General features: G+C 38.3%; 21 protein-coding genes. 10 read left to right on the forward strand and 11 right to left on the reverse strand.

The annotated features are described in order from the left end of the window. The first annotated feature begins 604 nt into the window (after window positions 1-604). From H6G75_RS12885 to H6G75_RS12905, 5 genes are all read left to right on the forward strand, one after another. Entirely contained in the window at window positions 605-2,386 is a 1,782-nt protein-coding gene (locus H6G75_RS12885) for a hypothetical protein (protein WP_190980443.1), read from the forward strand. Between the two features lie 320 nt (window positions 2,387-2,706). Then, window positions 2,707-4,098, forward strand: a complete 1,392-nt coding sequence (locus H6G75_RS12890; protein WP_190980446.1) for a malic enzyme-like NAD(P)-binding protein — start codon at window positions 2,707-2,709, stop codon at window positions 4,096-4,098. 110 nt (window positions 4,099-4,208) lie between these two features. Beyond that, window positions 4,209-6,479 carry a PhoD-like phosphatase gene (locus H6G75_RS12895; RefSeq protein WP_190980448.1) on the forward strand — a complete coding sequence of 757 codons (2,271 nt, stop codon included), beginning with the start codon at window positions 4,209-4,211 and terminating at the stop codon, window positions 6,477-6,479. Window positions 6,480-6,577: 98 nt separating this feature from the next. Beyond that, window positions 6,578-7,000, forward strand: coding sequence for a peptidoglycan-binding protein (locus tag H6G75_RS12900; protein ID WP_190980450.1), 423 nt, complete (start codon window positions 6,578-6,580; stop codon window positions 6,998-7,000). Window positions 7,001-7,302: 302 nt separating this feature from the next. Next, window positions 7,303-13,098 carry an ATP-binding sensor histidine kinase gene (locus H6G75_RS12905; protein ID WP_190980452.1) on the forward strand — a complete coding sequence of 1,932 codons (5,796 nt, stop codon included), beginning with the start codon at window positions 7,303-7,305 and terminating at the stop codon, window positions 13,096-13,098. A 68-nt stretch (window positions 13,099-13,166) separates the two neighbouring features. On the opposite strand, the gene aroF is transcribed toward H6G75_RS12905, so the two are convergent. From aroF to rpsO, 3 genes are all read right to left on the reverse strand, one after another. Beyond that, window positions 13,167-14,225 (reverse strand): 3-deoxy-7-phosphoheptulonate synthase, encoded by a 1,059-nt coding sequence (gene aroF, locus H6G75_RS12910; protein ID WP_190592644.1) that lies wholly within the window; start codon window positions 14,223-14,225, stop codon window positions 13,167-13,169. A 429-nt stretch (window positions 14,226-14,654) separates the two neighbouring features. Further along, window positions 14,655-15,122 carry a PAM68 family protein gene (locus H6G75_RS12915; protein ID WP_190980453.1) on the reverse strand — a complete coding sequence of 156 codons (468 nt, stop codon included), beginning with the start codon at window positions 15,120-15,122 and terminating at the stop codon, window positions 14,655-14,657. A gap of 12 nt (window positions 15,123-15,134) precedes the next feature. After that, window positions 15,135-15,404 (reverse strand): 30S ribosomal protein S15, encoded by a 270-nt coding sequence (gene rpsO / locus H6G75_RS12920; protein WP_190705130.1) that lies wholly within the window; start codon window positions 15,402-15,404, stop codon window positions 15,135-15,137. Window positions 15,405-15,800: 396 nt separating this feature from the next. Here rpsO and H6G75_RS12925 point away from each other — a divergent pair, with 396 nt between their 5' ends. Together H6G75_RS12925 and H6G75_RS12930 are read left to right on the forward strand one after the other, a co-directional pair. Next, a complete protein-coding gene (locus H6G75_RS12925) occupies window positions 15,801-16,067 on the forward strand; it encodes a hypothetical protein (RefSeq protein ID WP_190980454.1) in 267 nt (88 codons plus the stop codon). Then, entirely contained in the window at window positions 16,064-16,879 is an 816-nt protein-coding gene (locus H6G75_RS12930) for a phosphate/phosphite/phosphonate ABC transporter substrate-binding protein (RefSeq protein ID WP_190980455.1), read from the forward strand. Before H6G75_RS12925 ends, H6G75_RS12930 begins: the two co-directional genes overlap by 4 nt. 16 nt (window positions 16,880-16,895) lie before the next feature. Here H6G75_RS12930 and H6G75_RS12935 read toward each other — a convergent pair whose 3' ends face one another. Further along, window positions 16,896-17,387, reverse strand: a complete 492-nt coding sequence (locus H6G75_RS12935; protein ID WP_190980456.1) for a DUF1499 domain-containing protein — start codon at window positions 17,385-17,387, stop codon at window positions 16,896-16,898. Window positions 17,388-17,625: 238 nt separating this feature from the next. Further along, a complete protein-coding gene (locus tag H6G75_RS12940) occupies window positions 17,626-18,879 on the reverse strand; it encodes a tetratricopeptide repeat protein (protein WP_190980457.1) in 1,254 nt (417 codons plus the stop codon). 502 nt (window positions 18,880-19,381) lie between these two features. Between H6G75_RS12940 and H6G75_RS12945 the strand changes: the two genes are divergently transcribed. After that, complete coding sequence (locus tag H6G75_RS12945; RefSeq protein WP_190980458.1) at window positions 19,382-19,939, forward strand: HdeD family acid-resistance protein; 558 nt, start codon at window positions 19,382-19,384, stop codon at window positions 19,937-19,939. Window positions 19,940-19,951: 12 nt separating this feature from the next. Here the strand turns inward: H6G75_RS12945 and H6G75_RS12950 are convergent, their stop codons facing one another. The 4 genes from H6G75_RS12950 to H6G75_RS12965 form a co-directional block, all read right to left on the reverse strand. After that, window positions 19,952-20,773, reverse strand: a complete 822-nt coding sequence (locus H6G75_RS12950) for a hypothetical protein (protein ID WP_313934838.1) — start codon at window positions 20,771-20,773, stop codon at window positions 19,952-19,954. 523 nt (window positions 20,774-21,296) lie between these two features. Continuing rightward, a complete protein-coding gene (locus tag H6G75_RS12955; protein ID WP_242051524.1) occupies window positions 21,297-22,169 on the reverse strand; it encodes a YsnF/AvaK domain-containing protein in 873 nt (290 codons plus the stop codon). A gap of 80 nt (window positions 22,170-22,249) precedes the next feature. Then, a complete protein-coding gene (locus tag H6G75_RS12960; RefSeq protein ID WP_190980459.1) occupies window positions 22,250-23,155 on the reverse strand; it encodes a DUF2382 domain-containing protein in 906 nt (301 codons plus the stop codon). A 224-nt stretch (window positions 23,156-23,379) separates the two neighbouring features. Continuing rightward, window positions 23,380-24,222 carry a DUF2382 domain-containing protein gene (locus H6G75_RS12965; RefSeq protein WP_190980460.1) on the reverse strand — a complete coding sequence of 281 codons (843 nt, stop codon included), beginning with the start codon at window positions 24,220-24,222 and terminating at the stop codon, window positions 23,380-23,382. Between the two features lie 328 nt (window positions 24,223-24,550). Here H6G75_RS12965 and H6G75_RS12970 point away from each other — a divergent pair, with 328 nt between their 5' ends. Together H6G75_RS12970 and H6G75_RS12975 are read left to right on the forward strand one after the other, a co-directional pair. Next, entirely contained in the window at window positions 24,551-24,985 is a 435-nt protein-coding gene (locus tag H6G75_RS12970; RefSeq protein ID WP_190980461.1) for an element excision factor XisH family protein, read from the forward strand. Then, window positions 24,955-25,287, forward strand: coding sequence for a XisI protein (locus tag H6G75_RS12975; protein ID WP_190980462.1), 333 nt, complete (start codon window positions 24,955-24,957; stop codon window positions 25,285-25,287). Before H6G75_RS12970 ends, H6G75_RS12975 begins: the two co-directional genes overlap by 31 nt. A gap of 169 nt (window positions 25,288-25,456) precedes the next feature. Here H6G75_RS12975 and H6G75_RS12980 read toward each other — a convergent pair whose 3' ends face one another. Then, window positions 25,457-25,927, reverse strand: a complete 471-nt coding sequence (locus H6G75_RS12980; protein WP_190980463.1) for a DUF6979 family protein — start codon at window positions 25,925-25,927, stop codon at window positions 25,457-25,459. A gap of 141 nt (window positions 25,928-26,068) precedes the next feature. Continuing rightward, window positions 26,069-26,539, reverse strand: coding sequence for an REP-associated tyrosine transposase (locus tag H6G75_RS12985; RefSeq protein WP_190980465.1), 471 nt, complete (start codon window positions 26,537-26,539; stop codon window positions 26,069-26,071). Window positions 26,540-26,721: the final 182 nt, after the last annotated feature.

Consider the following 26,721-nt stretch of genomic DNA (forward strand, 5'->3'; position numbering starts at 1 on the left):
TGCTGTATTCTGTAGGAAGTGGCTTTCTATTGATACCATTAGCCAAGCAAGTTATTGAGGAAATTGGTCAATTTAAAAACTGCAAAGACTTTTAACTTAGTTACCTGTCTACTGCTACATGTCTCATTTAAGTGTAAAGAATTGATAACTTTTTCTAAGCTTAAAATATTAACTTGTTAAAATATAAACATATTTGCTAAATGTTAGCCACAAAGTCTCTCTTTTTAAATCCTTTATTATTGCTCTGATACTCAGTGATTAGCTTGTAAGATACTTTTACTTAAAAGTATCTTTTTTATTGTGATTATATTTGGTGTAAGAGTAATCTTTTCCTGATGTTATATTGTGCTTCAGCTAAATTATATAACCAACTTTAAAATTTATCTTGATTAAATTAATAACTGCTATCTTACTTTTTTCTACATAGCTTCAAAATTAACAACTATCATCAAGGTTTGCTCTCAAGCGACAAAAATGATATTAGTAACTAATACTGTTGATTGCTTACTTTGTATAAGAGCCAATTTATCTAGTGGTATATTGACTCTTGTATCAAAATTTTATAAACCTGACAGTTATAAACTAGTATAACAAAATTTAATTAATGCTGAGATTTCAACAGAACTATAATGCAAAGTTCCTAAAAGCTTGGCCTTATTACATAACAATTTTAATTTTGTTGGTTGTTTTTGCTATTTACAGTTATTCAATTTTTACAGACAGGTTATATTTAGGAAGCTTTGTCGATAAAGGAGCGCGTTTCTTAATTGCTATGCAATATGCTCATGAACCAAGCAAAGCTTTAGAGTTAAGTTCTTGGGTAGCAATTTGGCCACCTGTTCCTTTTATTATTCAGTCATTTATTCTCCGTTTAGTGCTGTTTCAGGGAATATCAGATATTAATTTAGGCATTAAAGTTGTTGAGTTAACTAGTGTTAATCTTGTTTTAGTAGGTTTCTTTTTTATTAGTCGTTCTGTTGCTTTACAAACTAATGATGTCACTGGAATTTTAGCTTGTTTACTATGTCTTTGCACGCCTTTAATATTGGAGTTGGCGCATACTCCAATGTCGGAAGGATATAGCTTTTTCTTTGTTTCTCTAGCTATTTACAGTATATTGAATTATCTGCTATCGAATGAAAAAATTAGTTATATCATTGCTATAGTCTGCTTTGTTTTAGCCTATTTCTGTCGGACAGAAACTTTATTTTTCTCCTTAATTTTTGGAGTTTTTCTGATTGTACATAAACGCTGGAAACTAGCATTATTACTTGTTGGCATCACAATATCAGTAGCATTAGCTCAAATATTAGGAGCTAATTTTTTGATCCAAGGTAACAAAATTTATGATAGAGAAATCTGGGGAGAAGCACCATTAGAAAGGTTAAGACAAGCACAACAAATGCTCATAGCATTGTTGCGATATAATAAGAAGCTAATTTTATTGTCTTTAGTATGGATTATTCCGTTAATTTATTTTCAATTTCGCCGGAGAGCTAATGCTCCCAGAAACATTCAGCCTAATTTTATATATACTCTACGTCGATTTAGAAATTGGTTAGTTAATGAGGCTATTGCTATTTGGACTATTTTGTTTGTATTCTCGTTAGCGTTTCCAATTATTCTCATTATTAGAGGTGGGCTGACGTATCAACCAAGATTTATGTTTTGGGCTAACATTTTTATGAATATTATGTTAGCCCTAATAATTGCGCGGACTAATTATATTATTTCTTCAATAAGAAATAAAAAAATAGCGAAACCGTTAGTGATTGCCAGTCTGACATTAATAACAGTATTCTCTCTTTCATCTGGAATTGCTTATGCAAGTGCAAGTGAAAAAATCCAGAAAATGCCATCGGATGTCAAGGATGTGATTCATTTTGTCTCTAAAAATCAACTGTCAAACACTCGTATAGCATTTGATTTTTTAAGATGGGAAGAATATAGTCTATCTGCATATTTATTAGATCCGCAAATTAAGACAGTTGCTACACAATTCTCTTTGAGATGGACTGTGTTTCCGCGAGAAATTGACCCAGAAGTGACATCTTTGTTAACTAAAAGGTTTGATATACCTGCGCCGGAAAATACACCAGAAGGACAAGTTGCTATTTTACACGCTTATATTCATGCTAAACATCCTGGGTATTTTTTCATAGCCAGCAATAGTTTGTATGAAAAGCTCAAGCAAAAATATAAAAATCAAGAGATAGTAAATGGTGCTGGGACAATTAATCGTCTGCGGAAGTACTTAACTCCAAAAGATACTGCTAATTCAATTTTTGATTTTCAATCGCCTTATATTTTGCCTGATCAGAAAATTACCTTGACGAAAGTTTATGAGAATGATTCTTATATTGTTCTCAAAAATGTCAGAATTTAGGAGCCGGAATTCAGGAGTCAGAATGTTGGTATATGTGTATCGGCGGTTTTTTATCTAAACTTAATGCAACACTTTAGCCTTGCTATGCCAGTACCTTAAATTACTGTCGCGTTTCTCTAGCCATCAAGTGGCTGTGTAATGTAAGATTCTGGATGTAAAAATTCGGAACCAAAATTAAGGCGATCGCACTGACTAAGCATCAAGGCGATCGCTTCTTAATTGGGTAAGACTCAAGAGTGGTTTTGTAGATTTTAGTTTTAGTCTAGATTTTTACTCAGCGATTCAATATAAAATCTAAAATTCACTATTGCAAAATTACAATGGCAGACCTAACTCCTAATTCCAGTTTTAGTTTGACACTGCGGTTGCAAATTCCCAACCGCGTCGGGATGTTAGCATCGGTGACACAGGCGATCGCAACTTGTGGTGGTAATCTGGGTCAAATAGATTTAATTGAACAAACCCGTCAAGAATCTACCCGCGATATTACCGTGGATGCGGCTAGTACAGAACATGCTGAAACCATTGTCCAAGCAATCAAAGAACTACCGAACATTAAGGTGATCGATGTTTACGATCGCACCTTTAATTTACACCGTGGTGGTAAAATTAGCATCACCAGCCGCATTGCCTTAAGAAGTGTTTCAGATTTAGCAATGGCTTATACTCCTGGTGTGGGGCGGATTTGTAAAGCGATCGCCGACAAACCAGAAGAAGTTTACAATCTGACAATTAAGCAAAACACTGTCGCTATTGTTACCGATGGTAGTGCAGTTTTGGGCTTGGGCAATCTCGGCCCGGCGGCGGCTTTACCTGTGATGGAAGGTAAAGCCATGCTATTTAAGGAATTCGCGGGGATAGATGCTTTTCCTATCTGTCTAGCTACGCAAAATACTGATGAGATTGTTCAGGCGGTGAAGCAAATCGCGCCTGTGTTTGGTGGTGTGAACTTAGAAGATATTGCTGCACCCCGTTGTTTTGAAATTGAACAAAGATTGCGTCAGGAATTAGATATTCCAGTATTCCATGATGACCAACATGGCACAGCGATTGTCACTTTAGCAGCATTATATAACGCGCTGAAATTAGTCAACAAATCAATGGCAGACATCCGCATTGTCATTAATGGTGCGGGTGCTGCGGGTGTAGCGATCGCGCGGTTACTGCGGAAAGCTGGGGCGCAAACCATTTTGATGTGTGACTCTAAAGGTATTCTTTCCGTTCACCGCACTGACTTGACAGAAGAAAAACAAGAATTTGCCGTCAAAGCCCAAGGAACATTAGCCGGCGCAATGCAAGGTGCAGATGTCTTCATTGGTGTCAGCGCCCCTGGAGTGTTAACTCCAGAAATGGTACAAGCAATGGCGAAAGATCCGATTGTGTTTGCTATGGCCAATCCCATTCCCGAAATTCAGCCAGAATTAGTTAGCAAAATTGTGGCGGTAATGGCGACAGGACGCAGTGATTACCCCAACCAAATTAACAATGTTTTGGCTTTTCCCGGGGTCTTCCGGGGTGCGTTAGATTGTCGTGCTAAAGAAATTACAACCACAATGTACTTAGAAGCGGCCAGTGCGATCGCATCTTTAGTCAACCCCAGCGATTTGAGTCCTGAACATATTATTCCTTCTGTGTTTGATGCCCGTGTCGCCCCGGCTGTGGCGGCGGCTGTACAAAGGGCAGCGCGTCAAGAAGGGATTGCCAAGAGTTGAGTATAATTTTTGTGGGATAGGCAAGTTGCCTATCTCCCCGAAAAACAACAAAAAAGAGGGGAAGAAATTAACCACCGATGCCCGCAGATATACGCAGATAAAAGTCACTTATGTATAGCCCCTTTGGAAGTGAGTTCATTGCCGAACTGCCGCTAATTTTGGCAGGGCCAATGCTACAACATACTGAATCAACATCTGTGACGGTATGGATAGCCCTCAAGCAGTCTTGTCTGGTAGAACTGAAAATTTATGAAACAACAAATCAAGGCGCAACATTAGGAAATTGTTTGTTTACTGGGGAACGCGCTACAGTTGCTTTGGGTGAATATCTGCATGTTGTGGCGGTTACGGCTGAATGTCAAGATGGCAATTATCTGCTGGGCGATCGCATCTATGCCTACACTTTACAATTTATCTGTGGTACAGAACGGCGAACTCTATCGCAAGCATTAAGTTCTGAGAATTTTGCCGCAGATAGCATTAGTTACTTTGACCATCAACAACCAACCTTTGTTTTACCTCCCAGCCGTCTGCAAGATTTAAAAATTGTCCACGCTTCTTGTCGCAAACCGCATGGACATGGTTTGGATGCGTTACCAATTCTCGATGGTTTAATTGCAACTACAGCAAATCAAGCCCAACGCCGTCCCCAGCAATTGTTTCTCACTGGCGACCAAATTTATGGTGATGATGTTGCTGATCCTTCTTTATGGGTGGCGACTCATTTGGGTGATATTTTATTGGGTTGGGAAGAAAAGTTACCAGTCAGCCCAATTAGCTGTACTCCCAAGGAATTACCTACCAGACAACGGGCGGAAGTGGCGACAGAACAAGCAGGTTTCACCGCCGGATTGCATAACAAATATAGTAAAGTTAACAGCCATTTGCTGAGTTTGGGGGAATATTACGCGGCTTATATATTAACTTGGTCGCCTGTGTGCTGGCCGCGGAAATTTCCTCAAGGAAAACAAGTAACTAGCGATCGCCAAGGTATCAAAAACTGGAATCGAGAAGTCAAAGATTTACAACAATTTATTTATACTTTGGGAAAAGTGCGCCGTGCTTTGGCGAATATCCCCACCTACACAATTTTTGATGACCACGATGTTAGCGATGACTGGAATTTGAATCAAGCTTGGTGTTTGCGGGTTTTGGGCAAACCTTTGGGGCGGCGGGCGGTGCAGAATGCCCTGTTAGCTTACAGTGTGTTTCAAGCTTGGGGAAATACACCCGAACAATTTACCTTTGGTCAATCTGGGGAAAAACTACTGGCGGCGGCGGAAATTTGGTCAGCTTCCCACGGTACAGATAGTTATGCCGATCAAGCGATCGCTCTTTATCTTGGTCTGCCAGATACCGATTCTCTCACAGGCTTACCAACTTTTGCCCAAGATCACTCCACATTAGTTTTAGCCAGACATCCCCAATCTCTTAATTGGCATTACACCATTCGCAGCCCAATTCATGAAGTGATTGTTCTCGATACCCGGACTTGGCGGGGTTATCCAGCCGACGCGAAACCCATCGCCCCACCCAGATTATTATCACCCCAGGCGGTAAAACAACAACTGCTAACACCTTTACAAGCAAAAACTAATATTCCCGCCACATTTGTGATTGCACCTACCAATGTCTTTGGCTTAAAAGTCATCGATTGGGTTCATCATTGGCATTTAAAAAACGACAAAGTTTTTTCTACAGATGTGGGTGATGCGTGGAATATTCATACAGAAGCATTGGCGCAATTTCTCACAACTTTATTTGCCCAACGTCAACAAGTTATTGTCTTGTCTGGAGATATTCACTATAGTTCGGCGGTGCGTTTATCTCATCAAGATATTGATTCCCAATTTTTATCTGTATTGGTGCAGTTAACTTGTAGTGCCTTAAAAAATGAAGAATTTCTCACGCGGTTAATTCATACTAAATTGAAAAATTGGCTATTACCAGAAAAAGTCCGATATTGGTTAGGGTGGAATCATCCTGCGGATATGGTGGAAGTTACTGCTAAACAAAGACAGTGCCAAAACTCGCCCCGACCTCACTGGCGTTGTGCGCTAGAGTTAATTCCTCGGCAAAGAACCCAAACTGCGAATTTAGCCATTGATGTATTAAGTTTTATTGCTCCCTGGAACCGCCCAGAAAAAGCGAAGTGGCGATCGCTACAATTTTTAATGTTTTGGAAATCCCCTTGGTTTCAAGATGGAAAAGAAGTAGTAGGCGTGAATAATTTAGCATTAGTGCAGTTTGAACCTAGCGATGAAAGTCTTGCGAGTAAAGTCATTCAAGATTTATACTGGTTTTCTTCCTGGTATACAACTGAACTGGTTTACTCCCGGTTTGAAACTCAACTGCTACCTAATAATGATGTATTTCATTAGGAATAGCATCAATAGTTGGTGTAGCTAATGTTAATCGATAAAACCCAATTACTCAGTAATTCAATCTTGCAGCCTGAAGATGTGGAGCTTTAGTAAATATGATTACCTATAACAATGCTCAATTCCGTTCTGTTTTATTTGGATTAGGATATCTAGCTCAAGATTTTGCTGCCTTGGGGCAGGGGTTTCCAGTTAGTAAAGATAATTCGCCACTCACAACCATTAAAACTGTACAAGCAATTAAAAACTTTCAGGCAGACTATGAACTGTTAGTAGATGGTATAGCCGGGCCAAAAACAATGGCAAAAGCGGAAGAAGTGATCAGAATTTTGCAATATGAATTGAATGTAGTAGTCAAAGCAGACTTACCTAAAAATCATCCCTTTTATGGGCCAAGAACTGTAGCCGCAGTCAAAAAATTTGCCGCCCAATATTCGGCTGAAGATGAAGCTGCAACCACTGGTGTTGCAACTTTAGAAATTCGTAAAAATCTTGATAGAGTAGCTAAACAGTTAATTTAAATCTATTGAAAACTTACAGCATCATATTTTGAGAATCTTGTAGAGACGTTACATGTAACGTCTCTACATAGTTTAGGGTTTTATACTTTTACCTAATGTACCCTTATTTAATTTACATAGAAAATCATTTCAAATTTCGCTGTTTTGCCTGTAATGCTGATAGTAGCCAATGTATAGTGCCACCACAGTGATTTAAGTAATAAACCGGAAAATTCCAAAATAGTTCAACAGTCTATCTTAACTAGTGAAATATTATGTGTATCTGGGAATACTAAAGCCAGAGATTTTGAGGCTTTAAAGGTATGGTAACTACTTTAATCAGTATTCCTGGATATCAAATCACTGAAGAAATTTACAATGGTGCGAGAACATTAGTTTATCGGGGATATAGAGAGATTGACTCACTACCGGTAGTCATGAAAGTGCTGAAAAATTCTTATCCCAGTTTTAGTGAACTCTTATCATTTCGCAACCAATATACCATAACTAAGAATCTCAACTCACCTCTAATTGTTCAAACGTATAGTTTAGAAACGTATCAAAACAGTTATATATTGATACTAGAAGAATTTGGCGGAATTTCTCTAAAACAGTGGCAAATTAGAGAAACTCAAATATCTCTTCAGCAGTTTTTAGAAATAGCGATCGCACTCTGCAACACCTTAGATTTACTCTACCAAGAACGGATAATTCATAAAGATATTAAACCCAGCAATATATTAATTAACCCGGAAACAAAAGAAATTAAATTAATAGACTTTAGTATTGCATCCTTATTACCCAGAGAAACCCAAACTCTAATTAAAAGCAATATTTTAGAAGGAACATTAGCTTACATTTCTCCAGAACAGACAGGGAGAATGAACCGGGTAATTGACTACCGCACAGACTTCTATTCATTGGGTGTAACTTTTTATGAATTGCTCACGGGAGAGTTACCTTTTTCAGCTAGTGAACCGATGGAAATAGTACATTGTCATATTGCTAAAACAGCACCATTAGCACATAAAATTAACCCACAAATCCCCCCCATCTTATCAGCTATTGTCAGCAAATTGATGGCGAAAAATGCCGAAGATAGATATCAAAGCGCATTAGGATTGAAATCTGATTTAGAAAATTGTTTATCGCAACTGCAAGCAACCGGTGAAATTGAGAGTTTTAAAATTGCCAGTCGGGATGTGTGCGATCGCTTCATCATTCCTGATAAACTTTATGGCAGAGAAACCGAAGTCAACACCCTACTAGACGCATTTGAGCGAGTCAGTCAAGGTGCAACAGAAATGATGCTAGTGGCTGGCTTTTCTGGAATTGGTAAAACAGCCGTTGTTAATGAAGTACATAAACCAATCGTCAGACAACGCGGTTATTTTATTAAAGGGAAATATGACCAATTTAATCGCAACATACCTTTAAGTGCATTTGTCCAAGCCTTCCGAGATTTAATGGGGCAATTATTAACCGAAAGTGATGTCCAAATTCAGCAATGGAAACATAAAATATTAGAGGCTGTTGGTGGAAACGGACAAGTAATTATTGAAGTTATTCCCGAATTAGAAAACATCATTGGTCAACAACCACCTGCTATAGAATTATCAGGAACTGCTGCACAGAATAGATTTAATTTATTATTCCAGAAATTCACCCAGGTTTTTACCAGTGACGCACATCCATTAGTAATATTTTTAGATGATTTGCAATGGGCTGATTCCGCCTCTTTGATGTTAATACAGTTATTAATGGCTGATACTAGTTATCTTTTCATTATTGGTGCGTACCGCGATAACGAAGTCAACCTAGCGCATCCATTAATCTTGACTTTAAATCATATCCAAAAAACAACAGCCCAAGTTAATACGATCAATTTAGCACCACTGCGTCAAGAACAAGTGAATCAATTAGTTGCTGATACACTAAAATGTGCAGAAAACTTGGCATTGCCTCTTTCTAAATTAGTATTTCAAAAAACTCAAGGTAATCCGTTTTTTGCCATCCAGTTTCTCAAGGCATTATACCAGGATGGATTTATTGAATTTATCCCTAGAAATAATCATGACCAAGGCCTAAGTATAGGAGGATGGCAATGTGATATCACCCAAATAAATCAGCAAGCGATTACAGATGATGTTGTTACGTTCATGGTGTTACAGTTAAAAAAACTACCGCAATCAACTCAAAAGGTGTTGCAGTTAGCCGCTTGTATTGGCAATCGATTTGATTTAGCAACCTTGTCTATTGTTTCCCAAGATTCAGAAATTGAAACTGCTACTAATTTATGGAAAGCTTTACAAGAAGGATTAATTTTACCCATTAGTGATGTCTATAAATTTTATCAGGGAGAGAATAAAGCTAGGTTTTTACAGTCCGATAAAAAGGCTAGTAAACAAATAGCCAAATATCAATTTTTACATGACAGAATACAACAAGCGGCTTATTCTTTGATTCCAGAAGATCAAAAGCAAGCTACTCATCTCAAGATTGGACAATTACTACAGCAAAACTCTTCAGAAATAGAACAAGAAGAAAAACTGTTTGATATTGTTAGACATTTAAACTTAGGAATTAAGTTAATTAATCAACCAAGTTTTCGAGAAGAATTAGCACAATTAAATTTAAAAACAGGACGTAGGGCAAAAAATTCTACAGCCTATAATGCAGCAAAAATTTATCTACAAACCGGAATTGATTTACTACAGACAAATTGCTGGCATAATCAGTATGAACTGACCTTAAAACTCTATATTGCAGCTACTGAAATTGCCTATTTAAATGGCGAATTTGACACAATGGAAAATCTTGCAGCACAGGTATTGCAAGCAGCACAGACAATTTTAGATAAAATTCAGATTTATGATTTACAGATCCAATACTTAACAATCCAAAACCGATTGGCAAATTCTCTAGAATTAGGTTTGCAAATTCTCGATGAATTAGATGTTCAGATTGCTAGTCCAGAATTAGTGAAAACAGGTGTGAATTTACCTACCCTTTCTCAGATTGAGCATCAGGGAGAAATGATTAATCCCTATAAAATAGCAGCTATGCAAATGTTAATCAGTGTTCTGCCGGCAGTATTTTTGACTACTAACAGATTTGGAGAATTTGTCCTTACACTGATTAACTTATCCTTAGAATTTGGCAGGTCAGAACTTGCTTGTTATGCCTATGGTGCTTACGCTTGGCTCAAGTGTGGTCAAGGAGAAATTAATGATGGATATCATGCTGGAAAAATTGCTTTAAAACTCTTAGAAATTTATGATAGTCGGCAATTTAAGTGTAAAGTTAATCTTCTGTTTGCTGCCCATGTGCAGTATTGGAGAGAACATTTCAAAAATACAATACCATCATTATTAGAAGCATTAAAAGATGGATTAGATAATGGTGATATTGAATATGCTGGTTATGCCACAATGCACTTATGTCATCATCTCTTATGGGTGGGCGAATACTTACCTGATGTTAATCGACAACAAGAGAAATATATTCAGATTTCTGGTAAACAAATTTCACAGGAATTTAGTCGAGAATTAGGTAGTATTTGGAAACAGTTTACCGACAATTTACTAAATCCGGGTCAAGACTTAGTAAGTTTGAACGGTGAAAGTTTTAATGAACATCAAAGACTATCTCAACTAATCCAGGAAAATAGTCATAATCCTCTGGTTGCAGTTTATGTAGCAAAATTAATTCTTCACTATTTTTATGGTGAATATAGTCAAGCTCTGGACAAGGCTAACGCAGCATACCCACATACCTTAGCAATTCCTGGAGTATTTTCAGTTTTTATCCACAATTTCTTTTGGTCATTGTCTTTATTAAAATGTTGCGAAAACGTTGATATAAATACACGCAATAATTACTTTCAGCAGGTTGAAAATAATCAGCAAAACCTCCGCCTTTGGTCAGATAATGCCCCGATGAACTTCCTGCACAAATTTTATTTGGTAGAAGCAGAACGCTATCGAGTAATAGGTAACAGAACCGAAGCAATGGAAATGTATGATCTCGCTATTTCCCTAGCTAAAGAAAACAAATTTATTCAGGATGAAGCTTTAGCTAATGAACTGGCTGGTAAATTTTATCTCGATTGGGGTAGAGAAAACATTGCCATATTGTATATGCAAGCTGCTTATTATTGTTATGCACGTTGGGGAGCCAAAGCAAAAGTTGCTGACTTAGAAAGACGCTATCCTCAGTTACTTCAACTGATTATTGAACAAAGACCCATCAACATTAATCCTTGGGAAACCATTACCTCTATTTCCCTTCCTGTAACGTCTGTATCTGCTCAAAGTGACAGTACTAGAACTAGTATTTCCAATGCTCTAGATTTTACCAGTGTACTCAAAGCTGCTCAAACTATTTCTAGCAACATCAAATTAGATGAGTTAATTACCAACCTCACTCAAATTATCCTGCAAAACTCCGGGGCTGATAAATCAGTATTAATTCTCAATCAAGATGATGTTTTACAAATTCGTGCCATTACCTCAATTAATGCGGAAATAAATTCTCTACAGACTACAATTTCCACACATTCACTTGATGAATATCAAGATATCCCTGTCAAAATTATCAATTACGTCAAAAATACGCAACAAACAATTGTAATAGATCATAGCCAAACAGATATTCCTGGGCTGATTGGAGAATATATGTTGAGATATCAACCCCAAAGTGTCTTGTGTACACCAATTCTTAATCAAGGTAATTTGGTCGGCATACTATATCTTGAAAGTCGGACAGCAGCAGGAGTATTTACTCAAGAACATCTACAAACTATTCAGATACTTTCTGCTCAAGCTGCCATAGCATTAGAAAATGCTCGACTTTACCAACAAATGCAACAAGCTCTGGAAAAAGCATTACTTAATCAAATTTCAATCGATCAAACAAATGTTTCTGTCTGGTGGATTGAGCCAGATGGTCAAATTTTCTATGTTAATGATGCGGCGTGTCAAGGCTTAGGATATAGTCGAGAAGAGTTAATTGGTAAATACGTTTCTGACATTAGTCCTGTTTTCCCTCAAGAATTATGGGCAGAGCATTGGCAAGCTGTTTGTGAACAAGGTTCATTCACTGCTGAAAGCTATCATAAACATAAATCTGGCAAGATTTATCCTGTTGAAGTCAATGTTAATTATGTAAAATTTAAAGACAAGGAATATAATTTCGTTTTTACCAAAGATATTAGTGAACGAAAGCAAGCCGAAGCTAAAATTCAACAAAAATCCCAAGAATTAGCCACAGCGTTACACGACTTGCAACAAGCAAATTTACAAATTGTCCAAAGTGAAAAAATGTCTGCATTGGGTAATCTTGTGGCTGGAGTTGCTCATGAAATGAATAATCCTTTGGGTTTTATTTATGCCACACTACAACAAACTAAACCCGCCTTTGCAGATATTGTTGCACATCTGAAACTATATCAAGAAGTTCTATCAAATCCCAGCGATGATATCAGAGACCATGCGGAAGAAATCGATTTAGATTATACCTTAGAAGATTTGCCGCAAATACTGGATGCAATGGTCATGGCTTGCGATCGCCTAAAAAATATCAGCACAAGTCTGCGGACTTTCTCACGAGCCGATAAAGATTATAAAGTGCCATTTAATCTGCATGAAGGCATCGACAGCACAATTTTAATTCTCAAACATCGCCTCAAAGCTAATGAACAACGTCCAGCAATTGAAGTGGAGACGAATTATGGTAATTTACCCCAAATTGAATGTTTTCCTGGGCAATTAAATCAGGTATTTATGAATATCCTTGCCAATGCTATTGATGCTTTAGATGAATCAAATACTGGTAAGAGTTTTGCAGAGATTCAAGCTCATCCTAATCGCATTCAAATTACAACATTGATGACAGATAAATTCGTCAAAATCTCAATTGCTGATAATGGTAAAGGAATGAGTGAAGAGGTGAAACAAAAAATCTTTGACCATTTATTCACTACTAAAGGAGTAGGTAAAGGGACAGGATTAGGATTGGCTATAGCTCAACAAATTGTCGAAGAAACTCATGGTGGTAAGCTCAGTTGCAATTCTGTTTTAGGCGAAGGTACTGAATTTATGATTGAAATCCCAGCGTGATCTGGAAAATCTTAATTATGCCTGGCGTAGAGACGTTACATGTAACGTCTCTACATAATTTTTTCACCTTAAGCCAAAGCGGTTGCGGGTTGTGGCCAGCGTCCTACGGCTTTGCCAACCACTGCTAATTCTTGCATTAACTGGTCAAAACGCTCTGGTGTTAACGATTGTGGCCCGTCAGATAAGGCTTTTTTCGGGTTGGGATGCACTTCAATCATGAGAGAATCAGTACCAGATGCGATCGCAGCCATCGCCATAGCCGGTACAAATTCCGCCCAGCCAACACCATGACTAGGGTCAATCATAATCGGCAGGTGTGTGAGTTTCCGCAACACAGGTACTACCGATAAATCTAGGGTGTTGCGGGTGTACTGGCGGTCAAAGGTGCGAATACCACGCTCACATAAAATTACATTCGGATTTCCCGCCGCCAAAATATACTCAGCCGCCATTAACCACTCTTCAATTGTGGATGACATTCCCCGTTTCAACAGCACCGGCTTAGGTTGTGCGCCTACTTTTTTCAGCAGCGAGAAGTTCTGCATATTTCTCGCCCCTACCTGGACAACATCAGCAATCTCAGCAATTTTATCCAGTTCAGCAGCGTCCATCACTTCAGTAATTATACCCAATCCGCTCACTTCTCGCGCCTTGGCTAGTAAATCCAAAGCACTTTCACCATGTCCTTGAAAAGCATAAGGAGAAGTCCGGGGTTTGTATGCACCGCCGCGTAAAAATTTAGCACCTGCGGCTTTGACTCGCTGTGCTGTTTCTACAATCATTTCTTCGTTTTCTACTGAGCAAGGGCCAGCCACCACCACTAAAGGGTATTGTTCGCCAAATACCACTGCGCCATCAGGAGTATTCACCACTACTTCCGAAGCTTCGCCATGACGAAATTGACGACTAGCACGTTTATAAGGCTGTTCTACTCTTAATACTTGCTCAATCCACGGGCTAATTTCTTGAATTTGTAGGGGATCTAAATCAGCAGTATCGCCTACCAAACCAATTACGACTTTGTGTTTACCTATAATTTTTTCTGGTGTTAATCCCCAGCTAGTTAGTTCCTCGTCAATGCGGTTGATTTCCGCCTCTGGGGAACCAATCTTCATGACTACGATCATTTTTAATTACCTGATGATTTGAGTGAAATATAGCAGGAGGCAGGAGGTGAGACAGCGCAGTCTTGGGGGTTTCCCCCATACGCGACTGCGAACCCGAAGGGCAGGAGGCAGGAGGCAGGAGAAAAAGTCTTACTATTCCTGGTTTTCAAGCTTTTCAATTGTCCTAACATATCTGACTACCGCTATATCAAATGAATAAGCTTAACTATATTCTCGTACTTCTCAGTGTGGTGCGTAATTTTTAGTGATGAGAAGTTAACATTTATATTTATAAAAAAATAAGGCGCTCAGTCCTGGAACTACTGAATATTGGGTGACATCAGATAGTAGATTTCTGGATTAGCAATGTTGAAGTTATATAACTTTAACTTCAACATTTACACGCAAATTACCCAATACTGAGTTATCTAAATATCTGAGCGCCAATTATCAGATGTTCTTTTGTCGAGTTTCGCGCCAAACCGCTACCATACGTCCAAAATTGGTAGAAAACTCGCTGATTCCAAGTAATCCTCCTGGTCTTTCTTCATCCCAAGAGGCTGAAAGAACGCCGTAAGTAATGCCTAACACACCTAAACCAAATAACCCCATATTAACCAGTAAGACGGCAATGGGGGCTATTTTGATTTGGGCTTGAGTTGCCAGTAGATAGCTCACTACTAATGTAGTAATCCCCAAAGCTGTGGGGACACCACAAAAAAATGCCACCCGTCGAATCATCCGCTGACTCACCACTTGGGGAATAGCCATTTCTTCTTTTGTAAATGGCTGTTTCTGGCTGGTTGATTCTGCGGGAGTATTGGACTTGATAGGAGTTTTTTGAACTTTTACAGGTTTTTGGCGTTTTTTGTTCGGTTCAAAAGGCAAACGACTGCGTTCAGATTCTTCAGCAGACATAAGCGATAGTCCCTATCCACGAATACCAAGGCGAGCAATCAAAGCTTGATATTTTTCCCGACTTTCTTGTTGGAGATAAGCCAACAGGCGCTTGCGATGACCAATCAGCTTGAGCAAACCACGTCGAGAAGAGTGGTCTTTTTTGTTAGCTTGCAGGTGTTCACTGAGGCGGTTAATTCGCTCAGTTAACATTGCGATTTGGACATCAGTCGATCCAGTATCGGTTTCGTGAACTTGGAAGTTGGAAATTATTTCTTGTTTGCGCTGTTGCGTCAGAGCCATGATCTATTTTTCTAGTTTTTCTAAATATATGCAGCAGTCTCCCATAATATCACAGCCATAAAGCTGTATGGGGAATTAGTTGGCAGTGATTATTAATTATGAGTATTTTTGCTAAACTTTTACATTTATTTTAACTCAGGCGATCGCTTGGTTTATTGTACTTAGCAATATAGTTCTAATTAATACATATAGTAAATATTCGCCATTTCTGCCGATACTCATTTACTTTGATAAACATTGTTTCTACGCCATATCCTACGTAGATACGTCGTATACAACATATCTACATTTTGGATAAACGCTTGCTTGTGTCCTCAAGCTATGCCATATTAAATATACATCACTAACTCTATCGAATTACCGTATTTATAGAATATAGTTCAAAAGGTAGTAAAAATGACAGTTGCACAGCAAAATACAGCATCCTTAACTATCGGCTTAAATAATTCTCAGAACATTAATCAAAGCTTGTGGCAGCCTGTGTTAATTGGGACAGCGTTTTTTCAGCGATTGTGGTGGCACAGTAAAAGCTATGGCATAGTTTTCAAGATCATGTTTTTGACCTTGATGAGTCTAGTTTTCCTCAGCATTCATTGGTCATATCGCAAGTTATTGATATTTCCCGCGCTACAAAATGAATTAGATTTGGAGAGTCATCAGTGAGTGAACTAACGAAGCTACAAGTTGTATCTTACTTAGCGCCGAGTTGGTTCTGTTTTTATGAAGCAATTGTGGCTTATGTGGGTCGGATTTTGGGAGTTGAAACTCAGCTGCAAGCCAGTCAATATGACCCACTACAAGACCCAATACTATTAACAAATCAACTAGATTTAGCGTTTATTTGTGGCTTACCTCTGGTCAGATATAGTCAAGTGGTTGTAAATCAACTACAACCTATAGTTGCGCCAGTTATGGCAGCACCACGCTATCAAAACAGCCCAGTTTACTTTACAGATGTAATTGTGAATGCAAATAGTTCTCTGTATAGTTTTGCAGACTTGGCTGGTAAAACTCTGTGTTACAACGACCTCGGCTCTAATAGTGGTTACAATCTACTCCGACATCGATTATTACAAGGTGAACATCCAAAAAACTTTTTTGGACAGACCATTCCATCAGGATTTCACCAGCGTTCGATACGCTGGGTAGTTGAGGGGCTGGCAGATTGCGCTGGGATTGATAGTGTAGTTTTAGAGCAAGAACTACGAGATTTTCCTGAGTTATCTGAGCATTTGCGAGTGGTAGAAGTGATTGGCCCTTGTCCGATGCCACCTTTAGTTGCTGCACCACATCTAGATAATTCAGTGATTGAGCAGATTCAAGCAGCCTTACTCCAACCTGATGCAGAACTTCAAACTGCCATGACCAAAGTTGGTGTCAAGGGTTTTGCGGCTGTAGATTTATCAGACTATGAGGCGATCGCTACAATCTACAATACTGCGATTCAGGCAGGCTATGAAGTAATTGGCAACTGAGCGATCGCACTGCAACTCAAATCTTTAAATCTCGCAAAGCCAAACGAATTTGCTCTACACGTATGCGGTTGACACCAAGATCCGATTGTCCCACACGAGACGCAGAACGGATATGAATCATTGATTCATTCTCAGGAAAATAAAACTCCACATCATCAATAAATTTGAAGATGCGACTCTTAGAAAGAGCGTGAATGTAATTATCTGTTTGTTCTATCACTTCTGTTCGGGGAACAACGGTGAGAACTTTGAGTAAGGTTGCGCGTGCTGTATCCCGGTCTACATGATAAGCGATCGGTTCAATGGCGTGTTTTGCATCCGCATCTTGACTCACAACACAGTTTGGCGAACTCGGACAAGGAGTTAGATGACCATGCTCAATTCCCAAGCTAGAAGAAGCAGCCCAAACAGGGGTAGTTACGATAAAACTACTTGCTAGGGCGATAAATATGACAACAGCCATATTCAACAGATTTCGTTGTGTAACTGCTGTGAGCCAACGCATCATGATCAATCTACTCCTCAAGGTTAAATAACACTTAACTTCTAGATAGTAACTTGGGATGGGAGTAGAGAGCAGCACCTCGACGTACCTCGACTTCTCCTGACGGAGACGCTGCGCGATCACTCGGTACAAGTCGCTCGGCAACCAGAAATAGAGAGTCAGAGGAAGTGGTTTGTATAAATAATTTGGTGAATCGGTATCACCTGTAACCTGTAACCTGTAACCTATCACCTGTAACCTATCACCTAGCCACCATTGCGTAAACTTGACTTTGCTTTTCACTATGCCAAACGGCATCTCGATATACTTGCTCAAATAAGGCTCTTTGAGCATGGCTACCACCTATCCGATGCAGTTTTGGTAGTACGATTTTTAATTCAGATTTAGCTTTGGCATAGTCTTCTTTAGCATGGGCAATCATACCTCTAGCTGCTGGAATTGTGACTTCTAACCAATTCTGACGCAAGTATGGATTGATGGTTTGAGTATGTTTTTGCATACTCAGATACATCTCGTCTACCCAGTCAAATTGTCTAGCTTTGGTTAAGGCATAGATATAGTGCAAGTCTTGAAAGGGTAAAGCATGTTCATTAATTCGAGGAAAAAGATAGGTGCTGATATCTTGCCAACGACTACCAACATCAACACCACGCAACTCTAGTCTGAGCAATAATGCGATCGCTCCTACCTGATCCTTGGGAGATTCTTTTCTGGCTCGACCCCACACATAAGCATCATATAGGGCTAATACTTTTTGGATTTCGCCTCGTTCTAAATAATAAAGCGCCACATGCCACCAATTATGGGTGTACAACATAGAGTTGCAGTTTTCCCAGGTATCCGCCAGACTTTCCATCCAAGCGATACCTTCGTCTACTCTGCCTTGAGTTTCCATTACATGGGCAACTGCATGATGCGCCCAAGGGTCACGGCGATTGATAGCTGTGGCTTTTCGTCCCATTGCTTCGGCTTGTTCTAGTTGATGGCATTGTTCTAAACCAAAGGCCACCATACCGTATAGATAATGGTTGTCTGGATTGGCGCTGAGAACGTTTTGGGCTATTTTGAGTAGTCTTTCTTTGTCACCTAAATAGAAGTAGTGATACTGTCCTTGCTGTATAGAGATTAAGTCACGCGGATAATTAACGGCTATTTTTTCGTGTAAAGCGATCGCTTGATCAACTGCTCCCATTGCCCAAGCCGCGATCGCCTGGATATACAATCTTTCTCGTTTGGTGATCCCAAATAATAGCCCTTGTGCCGCTTGCAGATAAGGTCTTGCTTGTTTCCAGGCCTGAGCATTTTCTTGCGTCAGATAATAGGCTGCTGTATAGGCATAAAGCATTGCACAACCTGGATCTGCTTTCACACCTTCCAGAATCACAGTTTCAATATCTTTGCCATAACTGAGGGATTGATCTATAAATTGGTTGATGGCTGCGATCGCTGCTGGTGAGTCTGTCGTAACTTCAAGGCCTTGCGCGTCTTTTAGCATTGTTTATTCCTGGCTGTATGGTGAGCAAAGAAAGTCAAACAATTTTGGATTTTAAATTTAAATTTGAGATTGATTTCACAGATAAATCTAGTGGTTTCTACCATTTAGAAACCATTGGTCACAGTCTGTTTAATCAGCAAACATCACTAACTCGATAGATTTACCGTATTTATTTTCCGAGTATGTCACAACTGCGGTAAAAACTGCAAGGCCATATTGAAAGTTTTCGCACAGCCCTTATGTAAAAAGGTTGTCTGTTGAGCCTAGATGTAATATCAATTCACGAAATTACTGATACAAATAACTTCCTCTGCTACCTCTGTATCATTTTTTAAGTGAAATGGTATAAGGGTGTAAGCGAGCAAAAACCTTTACATTCTCATCCAACAATATTCATCCATCTAGCACCATACAGCATTAGTCAGATGGAAGAAGAGGCAGAAATTTTCATCATAGATTCAAATGACCAAGCCCTTCTGGTAGGGAATAGCTTTGAAAGACTATGAGAATAGGAACCCGGTTAGCAAAAAACTGGTGGACACTCGCATTGCGGGGAACACTCGCCATCGTATTTGGTTTAGCAGCATTATTTTGGCCAGGAATTACCTTAACAGCCTTGGTATTTTTGTTTGCAGCCTTTGCGCTAGGTGGTGGAATATTATTAGCGATCGCTGGATTTAAGGATCATCTCGGCAATATCCACGGCTGGTTATTGGTAATTGAAGGTGCAATTGGAATTGCAGTGGGAGTTATGGCATTTATTTGGCCAGGAATCACCGCCTTAGTTTTGCTTTACCTCATAGCTGCTTGGGCAATTATCACCGGGATATTTGAGATTATTGCAGCCAACCATCTGCGCCAAGAAATTGACGATGAATGGTTGCTCATCGCTGCGGGGATTGCATCTCTTGTTTTTGGCTTGCTACTGATTATCTGGCCGATTGCGGGAGCATTAGCCATTTTATGGATGACGGCTGCTTATGCGATTATGTTTGGTATTCTAATGTTGCTTTTGGCATTCAGACTACGCAAGTGGGGTGAGGAACGCAGTTTACTTTGAAGATGTTAAGAACTAATTCGTAACGACTAATACAGGTTTATTTCGATATTTTGCTGTCAATTGCTTGCGTAAATTAGAATCCCAAGTCAGGTTATAGTCTCTCTCTAATTCGGCAATTACTAAGGGACGCAATACACCAGAGACAGTTACTTGTTCTCCTTGTTTCACTCTTGGTTGTGGCTTGGTGTGGAGTACCAGTAAATCTTCTCCACCAAGTAATTTGTCTTCATCTAGGGTATATGCGATCGCATTAGTGATATTTTCGACTTCACCAGTAACAGTGAGTTTTTTACCATAATAGGTGCTGGGATTAGCAGTCAGTTCACCGGGGTTAGGAGATAAAGCCAGAGATTGAGCAACAATTACTGCTTGATCATCGTAATCACTATAATATTCAGACTGCAAATCTAATTTATAGTCTCGATTGATTTGTGCTAAATCAAGTCTGCGAACTTGTCCAGTAATTTGCAAAGGTATGTCATTTGTACTTGGCAATGTAAAAGGCTTACCTGTGGCGTTAATTACCAAAATATTTTGATTATCAAATAGTTCTTTATCGTTAACCGTAAAGCTTGTAGGGCCAATTAACCGAATAGGCTGTGTTCTAATTGTGACAGTTTTACCGATAAGTTCATCTGTTTTATCTGTTTCTTCTGCAATTTGGTTATCTACTACTTCTCGACTAACTTGGTTGCGTTGTTGCTGCGGCGTAGCTGGAGTGATGGCCTGTGGTTCGTTATAACTGCAAGCCGGAAGCAATATTGCCATTAATGTCAGAGCGATCGCACCTTTAGCATGTCCCCAGTTAGAATAAATAGTACTTACAGAATTCACAATTAAATATCTCCTTTTTTTAATATCAAAGCTTTATTTAAATCCAAATTAAAAAACTAGTGAACCTTACCAATAAAATAAAATCACTAATTGATTTATATACTTAGGTTATATTTTTATAATTGTTTTTTCTTCTATCCTTTGAGCAGTTTTTGTCCTCTAACTAGAGATATATAAAACCTGGAATAATTAATTCAGAGAATCAAAACTTAGATATATAGCCATCCTAAATAATTTCCCAATATTTCTTGCCCTTGTCTTCTTCATCCCTGAATGATGGGAGATTTTTTTGTCATTCCTTAATGTTATGTTTTGTTTCTATATAATATTTAATTGACAATAAACCCTATCTTTGGGAAGATGTAAAGCTAAATCAGCCAAGATAAATTTTAGTCATTTACTGTTTCACACTCAGCAAGCTCCTCAATAAAATGCTTGGGGGCTTTATTAATAGCTAATAAAAAATGTAAAAAAGTAGGGTGAGAATTTCTCACCCTACTATTAGTCATCTGCTAGAAACTTATCAAAGAGATTTAGGCGGTTGACCTTTAGAACAGCGGTCAAACCATTCTTGATATTTTTGTTTGTGTGATTCATCTTCACATAAAATAGATATTCGCACCTGTTGGCAACCGTGATTTTTTTCGAGAGCGATCGCATTTAAAATTAAACTAGCAATTTTCGGTGAGCTAAACTCTCCATTTACTGTAAAATCACCAGCAAAGTTGGTAACTGCGCCATCTTCTGTTGCAGTTAAGGTAATTTCAGAACTGTCTTCTAAACCTAAATCTATTTCTGCAAGTTGCTTGTGTTGTGGACTAACTTGTTCCACAATTAATTTTTCCCGCCGGACAGGTACTTCTACTATCCGTGTTTCAATTTCCTTCCGAACAATTACTTCGCCGATTTTATGTATATTAGTATCAACTACTAACTGTTCTTCTAGTAAACGAACAATATTTTCTTCAGAAAACTCTGCTAAATTAGCTTGTTCCATATTATTATGCCAACTAGAATTATCAGATAATACCTGATAGCCAATTATTTGAGATTTTAAATGTTCAGGTATATATTCAATTGCTGCTTTATCCATATTTAAAAAAATAGATTTAGTGATAGTGTCTATTCTTTGAATTTTTTGACTCCACACTAAAGCCAGTTGTTCTTTAAATACTGGTTGTTGTCCTACTTGGGTTTGATTAATAGTTTGAAATATGACTAAATTTAATCGACGCTGATTATCTAAGACTAAGTCTCTAACTTTACCAACCAGTTGACCTTGGTTATCAATAACATCAAAACCTACAACTTTAGTTTTTAAAGTTGTTAGTAATTTGGAAATCGTAGGTTTCTGATTGACTGGTGTAAGATTATTTATCATTGGTTGGCTATTCATCACCCTAATTTGATAATTATGAGTACAGGCAAAGCTTTATCAGCTTCACCTGTACTATGTCTAATTTGAATTCGCTTTAATTAGCGTTCTTCTATTGGAAGACCAGGAGCATTTACATCTAACTCTTCCCGACGTATTGTTTCTTGAGCGTCAACGGTATCTTGCTCTACAACTTTTCTAACTCGAACTTCCTCGCGGACAAATGCTTCTTTGCGAATGTCAGCAGTTTCTTCGTGAATTTCTACACGCGCAACTTCCCCTTCACGAAAGTCAGCTTCACCAGGAGCAACAACTCTACCAGCATCATCTGGGGTGATGCGTTCAATTACAACATGTTCTTTTTCTACTGGTACTGAAACTCTAGCAGTTTCAGTTTCTACACGTTTTCCAACAGCAACTTCACCAGTTTTTTGTCTTCTCTTATTAGCAACTAGCCGTTCTTCGTATAATCTCAAGGTTTGATGATCTTGCTCATTTAACCCAAATAAAGAAGGCTCTTGCTCGTAATTATAGGTGTCGCGGGTGAAAGTAGGTGTGGTAACTCCTGTAGCTGGTGTAGCTGTAAAACCTGTATCTAATGTTGCAGTAGTATCTACTGGTGTCGCTGTGTCTACAGGGGTAGTGTTATATTTGGGATTGCGATAAACGCCACGTACTCGTTCTTCATAATCGTAATCTACTTGGCGTTCATCAAATTCTGGTAAGTCTTCTGCCTGCTCTCTGGTCATACCCACAGCATAAACGCGATCGCGCCCATAATCAATGCGGCTACGACCTACAGGCAATAATACTTTTTTACCGAAAATCCAGAAACCTAAGTCAACAACTAAATAACGAAAATGACCTTCGTCATCAACTAAAACATCATTAACTGTACCAATTTTTTCGTCAGTTCCTTCTGTATATACGCCTAGTCCTTTAATATCATTACCTTGAAAAGTATCACGATAGTCAGGATCAAATTCATTTAATTTGTAAAGAGACATTATATTTTACCTCTGAACTCTTATATCAACTTTCAATTCTTAAGGTAAAAATTTATTCGCCAAGATACATCTTTCTCTCGAATGAATTGCCTGAATTCAAAATTATCGAAAGTGATATATTGTTTTACGCATAATACTATTTGATTTTATAGATGATACAAATATAAATGTAGAGGCAAACGAAACCGTAAGCCCCTACAATTTCTTGTATTTCGTACTTTTAACTAAATAGTTCCCTGACTATCTCTTACTGCATTATCTACCTGCAACTCACCTGTAGTATTAATATCCAACTCTTCGCGGCGGATTGTGTCTTCTGCTTCTACAGTGTCTCTGTCTACTACCTTTTTAACGCGGACTTCTTCACGAACAAAGGCTTCTTTGCGAATTTCTGGTGTTTCTTCGTAAACTTCGATGCGTGCTACTTCACCCTCTTGAAATCTCAGTTCATTTGGGTCTACGACTGTTCCTGTTTCTGTGGGTGAAACTCGCTCAATCACAACCCGTTCTTTTTGAACAGGTACTGTAACTCGTGCAGTTTCAGTTTCAATATGCTTACCAACTGCAACTTCTCCGGTTTTAACGCGCTGTTTATTAGCTATTAGTCGTTCTTCATACAATCTAAGTGTTTGATGATATTGATCATTTAAATTGTATAAATTAGGTTCTGTTTGATAATTGTAGGTGTTGCGATCGTAAATTACATTACTGTTGACCGGACGAAATACACTGCGTACTCTTTCTTCATAATCGTCATCTACTGTATAGCTTTCATGATACTCAGGGAGCATTTCTACTTGCTCTTTACTAAGTCCATCAACATATACCCGTTGTTCGGGATAATTTATGCGTGAAAGACCGATTGGTAGTAATATTCTCTTACCAAAGGTATCAAAGCCTGTGTCAATGACTAAATAGCGAAAACGCCCATTTGGATCAACTAAAGCATCGCTTACGGAACCAATTTTAACTCCGCCCTCAGTATAGAGTTCTAAATCTTTAACATCATCACCGCCAAATGTTTCTCGGTATTGGGGGTCAAATTCTTCGAGTTTGTAAAGAGGCATAGCTGGGAAATTCTTGAGGTGATATATTGATATCTCTACGCTAGAAATTTTTGTGCCAGGAATCCTCTCACTGATGGCTGAATTCTCTTGAGATATTTATTGCTGTTCTCTATACCCACCGCAATCATGCAATGATATTCGTCTATTGTCTATTTTTCTGTAGTTGGACTTGTAGCGATCGCATTTCTCTTGCTTTTGTTATTCTACATAGCAAGTTAATTAAAATCGGAAGTTTAAAGCATCCTTAACCGAAATGTATTAACAAATAAAACCTGATATTTGAGATAATAATTGCTTGTAAACACATTTTTTAGAGCAATATTTAACTTTGTCTGCTAGAGATGCCTTTCATGAAGTTGTCAAAACTGCTCTCCAAAAAGATGGCTGGCTAATTACACACGACCCCTACCCGTTGCAAGCAGGTACATTTGATTTAGCTATTGACCTTGGTGCAGAAAAAGTAATTGCAGCAGAGAGGGAAGGATGGAAAATAGCGGTAGAAATCAAAAGTTTCCTTGGCCCATCAAAAATTTCCGAATTTTACGGAGCTTTAGGGCAATTTATAGCATATAGGTCTGCTTTAAATTCTCAAGATCCACAACGAGTTTTATATTTAGCTGTATCCATTGATATTTACGAACGATTTTTTGCAACTTCGTTTATTCAAAAACTTGTAGTACAGAACCAACTTCTTCTATTGATTTACGATATTGATAGGGAGGTAATTGAAAGATGGCTACCGTCGATGAATACAGACAACTGATAAAAAACTTGTTAAACGAACACGCTAAACTTGTTTGGGATGAACGTATCCAAGCTCAAACTATTTTTGATACTGAACATGACCACTACCAATTAGTCTATGTTGGTTGGCGCGATTCTAAACGAGTTTATGGTACAGTTCTTCACCTTGATATCATCAATAACAAAATTTGGGTTCAGCAAGATGGTACAGAAGTAGGTGTTGCAAATGAATTAGTCGAATTAGGTGTTTCCAAACAAGATATTGTTTTAGGTTTTGATCCGCCAAAAATGCGACATCATACTGATTTTGCAGTGGGATAGAATGTGTTATTAGATAACTTTTGATTAAAATGGTAGATTGACAATCACGTTTCTCTCACCTTAGTTATTGTACATATCAATCTATCTCAACACTAAAAAATCTTGTTTTCTGTTCCTTACATTTTTCTTTTACTAAGATATTCTTTAATATGCTTGCTAGTTTTTATAGTTATGGAAAAACTATTAACTTTGCATTAAACAAAGCCAAGGTGATTTTAATTTGTCCTTGTTCACTTTTGGCTGCCTCTTCGTTCAGTCTTTGCTGATAAAGTTTTCTCACATCAGCCCATAAGACTTCTCTAGTTGTATTGCCTCCTTGTTGCTGTAATATCTCTAGAGATAGCACTGCGTATGCTACATTTTTACCTAACTCATGATTAATTCTTGTAATTTCCCAGTCTTTACAAGTTTGAACACTATCGACGACACGACCTAAATACCATAAACCGTAGGCTGCACACATTGGACAAGGTTTTGTGCCAGAATACTCTCTTTCACCACCTAATTTTATGTATGTTTCATACCAGCACTCTCTCCAGATTTTCTTCCAGATTTTTGGTGATTCGTTACTATGAACATTCATCTTCTTAATAGTTTGTGTTACCCAAGGTATTGTAGGAAGTCTCAATAATTCAGACATAATCTCTCCTTTAGTAGTAATTATATTGTTCCCTTCCATCGGCTAAAAAATTCATATTTTTAAGTCATCTGTATATATATAAATTAAGGGGCGGGCAAGATGCCCACCCCACAAGAGTAGATGTAATATTTGAGGCTATTGTTATTCTGATGTTTGCCAAAGGAAAGGATATTCTTCTGGTGTGGAACACAGATCAGCTTTTACAGGATTTTGTCTGATGTATTCCCAATATTGTTGAAATTCTTGCTGATTCCTAACAATTCTGTCATATCGCTCATCTTGGCAGACGATTCCTATATATTTCATTACTTTGGAAATTTCTTTAGCACTATAACCTTTAATACTCTTCATAATGCTGCTCAGTGGCCAAAATTCATTTTCAGACTTGAGTAAGGGCTGAATAAGTAAATGCACATGATTTGGCATAATTACCAAAACAAATATCTGATATCTCTTGTTATTAAAAAACAGGCAAGAATTAAAAACTATTTCTCTAGCTTCTAGGTTAAGTTCTAACTTTTCCCAAGTATTAAAAGTAATAAAATAAACAGCCCCATCTAATTCCCAATGCGGCAATCTTCTGTGAGAAATTCTAAACCCTGACTCTTGCATTATATATAGCTATTAGCACTTTCTCTTGTGGGGTGGGCATCTTGCCCGCCCCTTTATATAGCGGTTCTCAGTTGGGTGCAATATAGTAACAACAGTGAGTAAACCATCCAATAATGTCTTTTTTAGTCACTGCATCTAGGGCATTTGTGATAGCTTGATCTAATTCTTCGTAGGTTCTAGCA

Source organism: Nostoc sp. FACHB-280 (genome assembly GCF_014697615.1).
Classification (GTDB): Bacteria; Cyanobacteriota; Cyanobacteriia; order Cyanobacteriales; family Nostocaceae; genus Nostoc_B.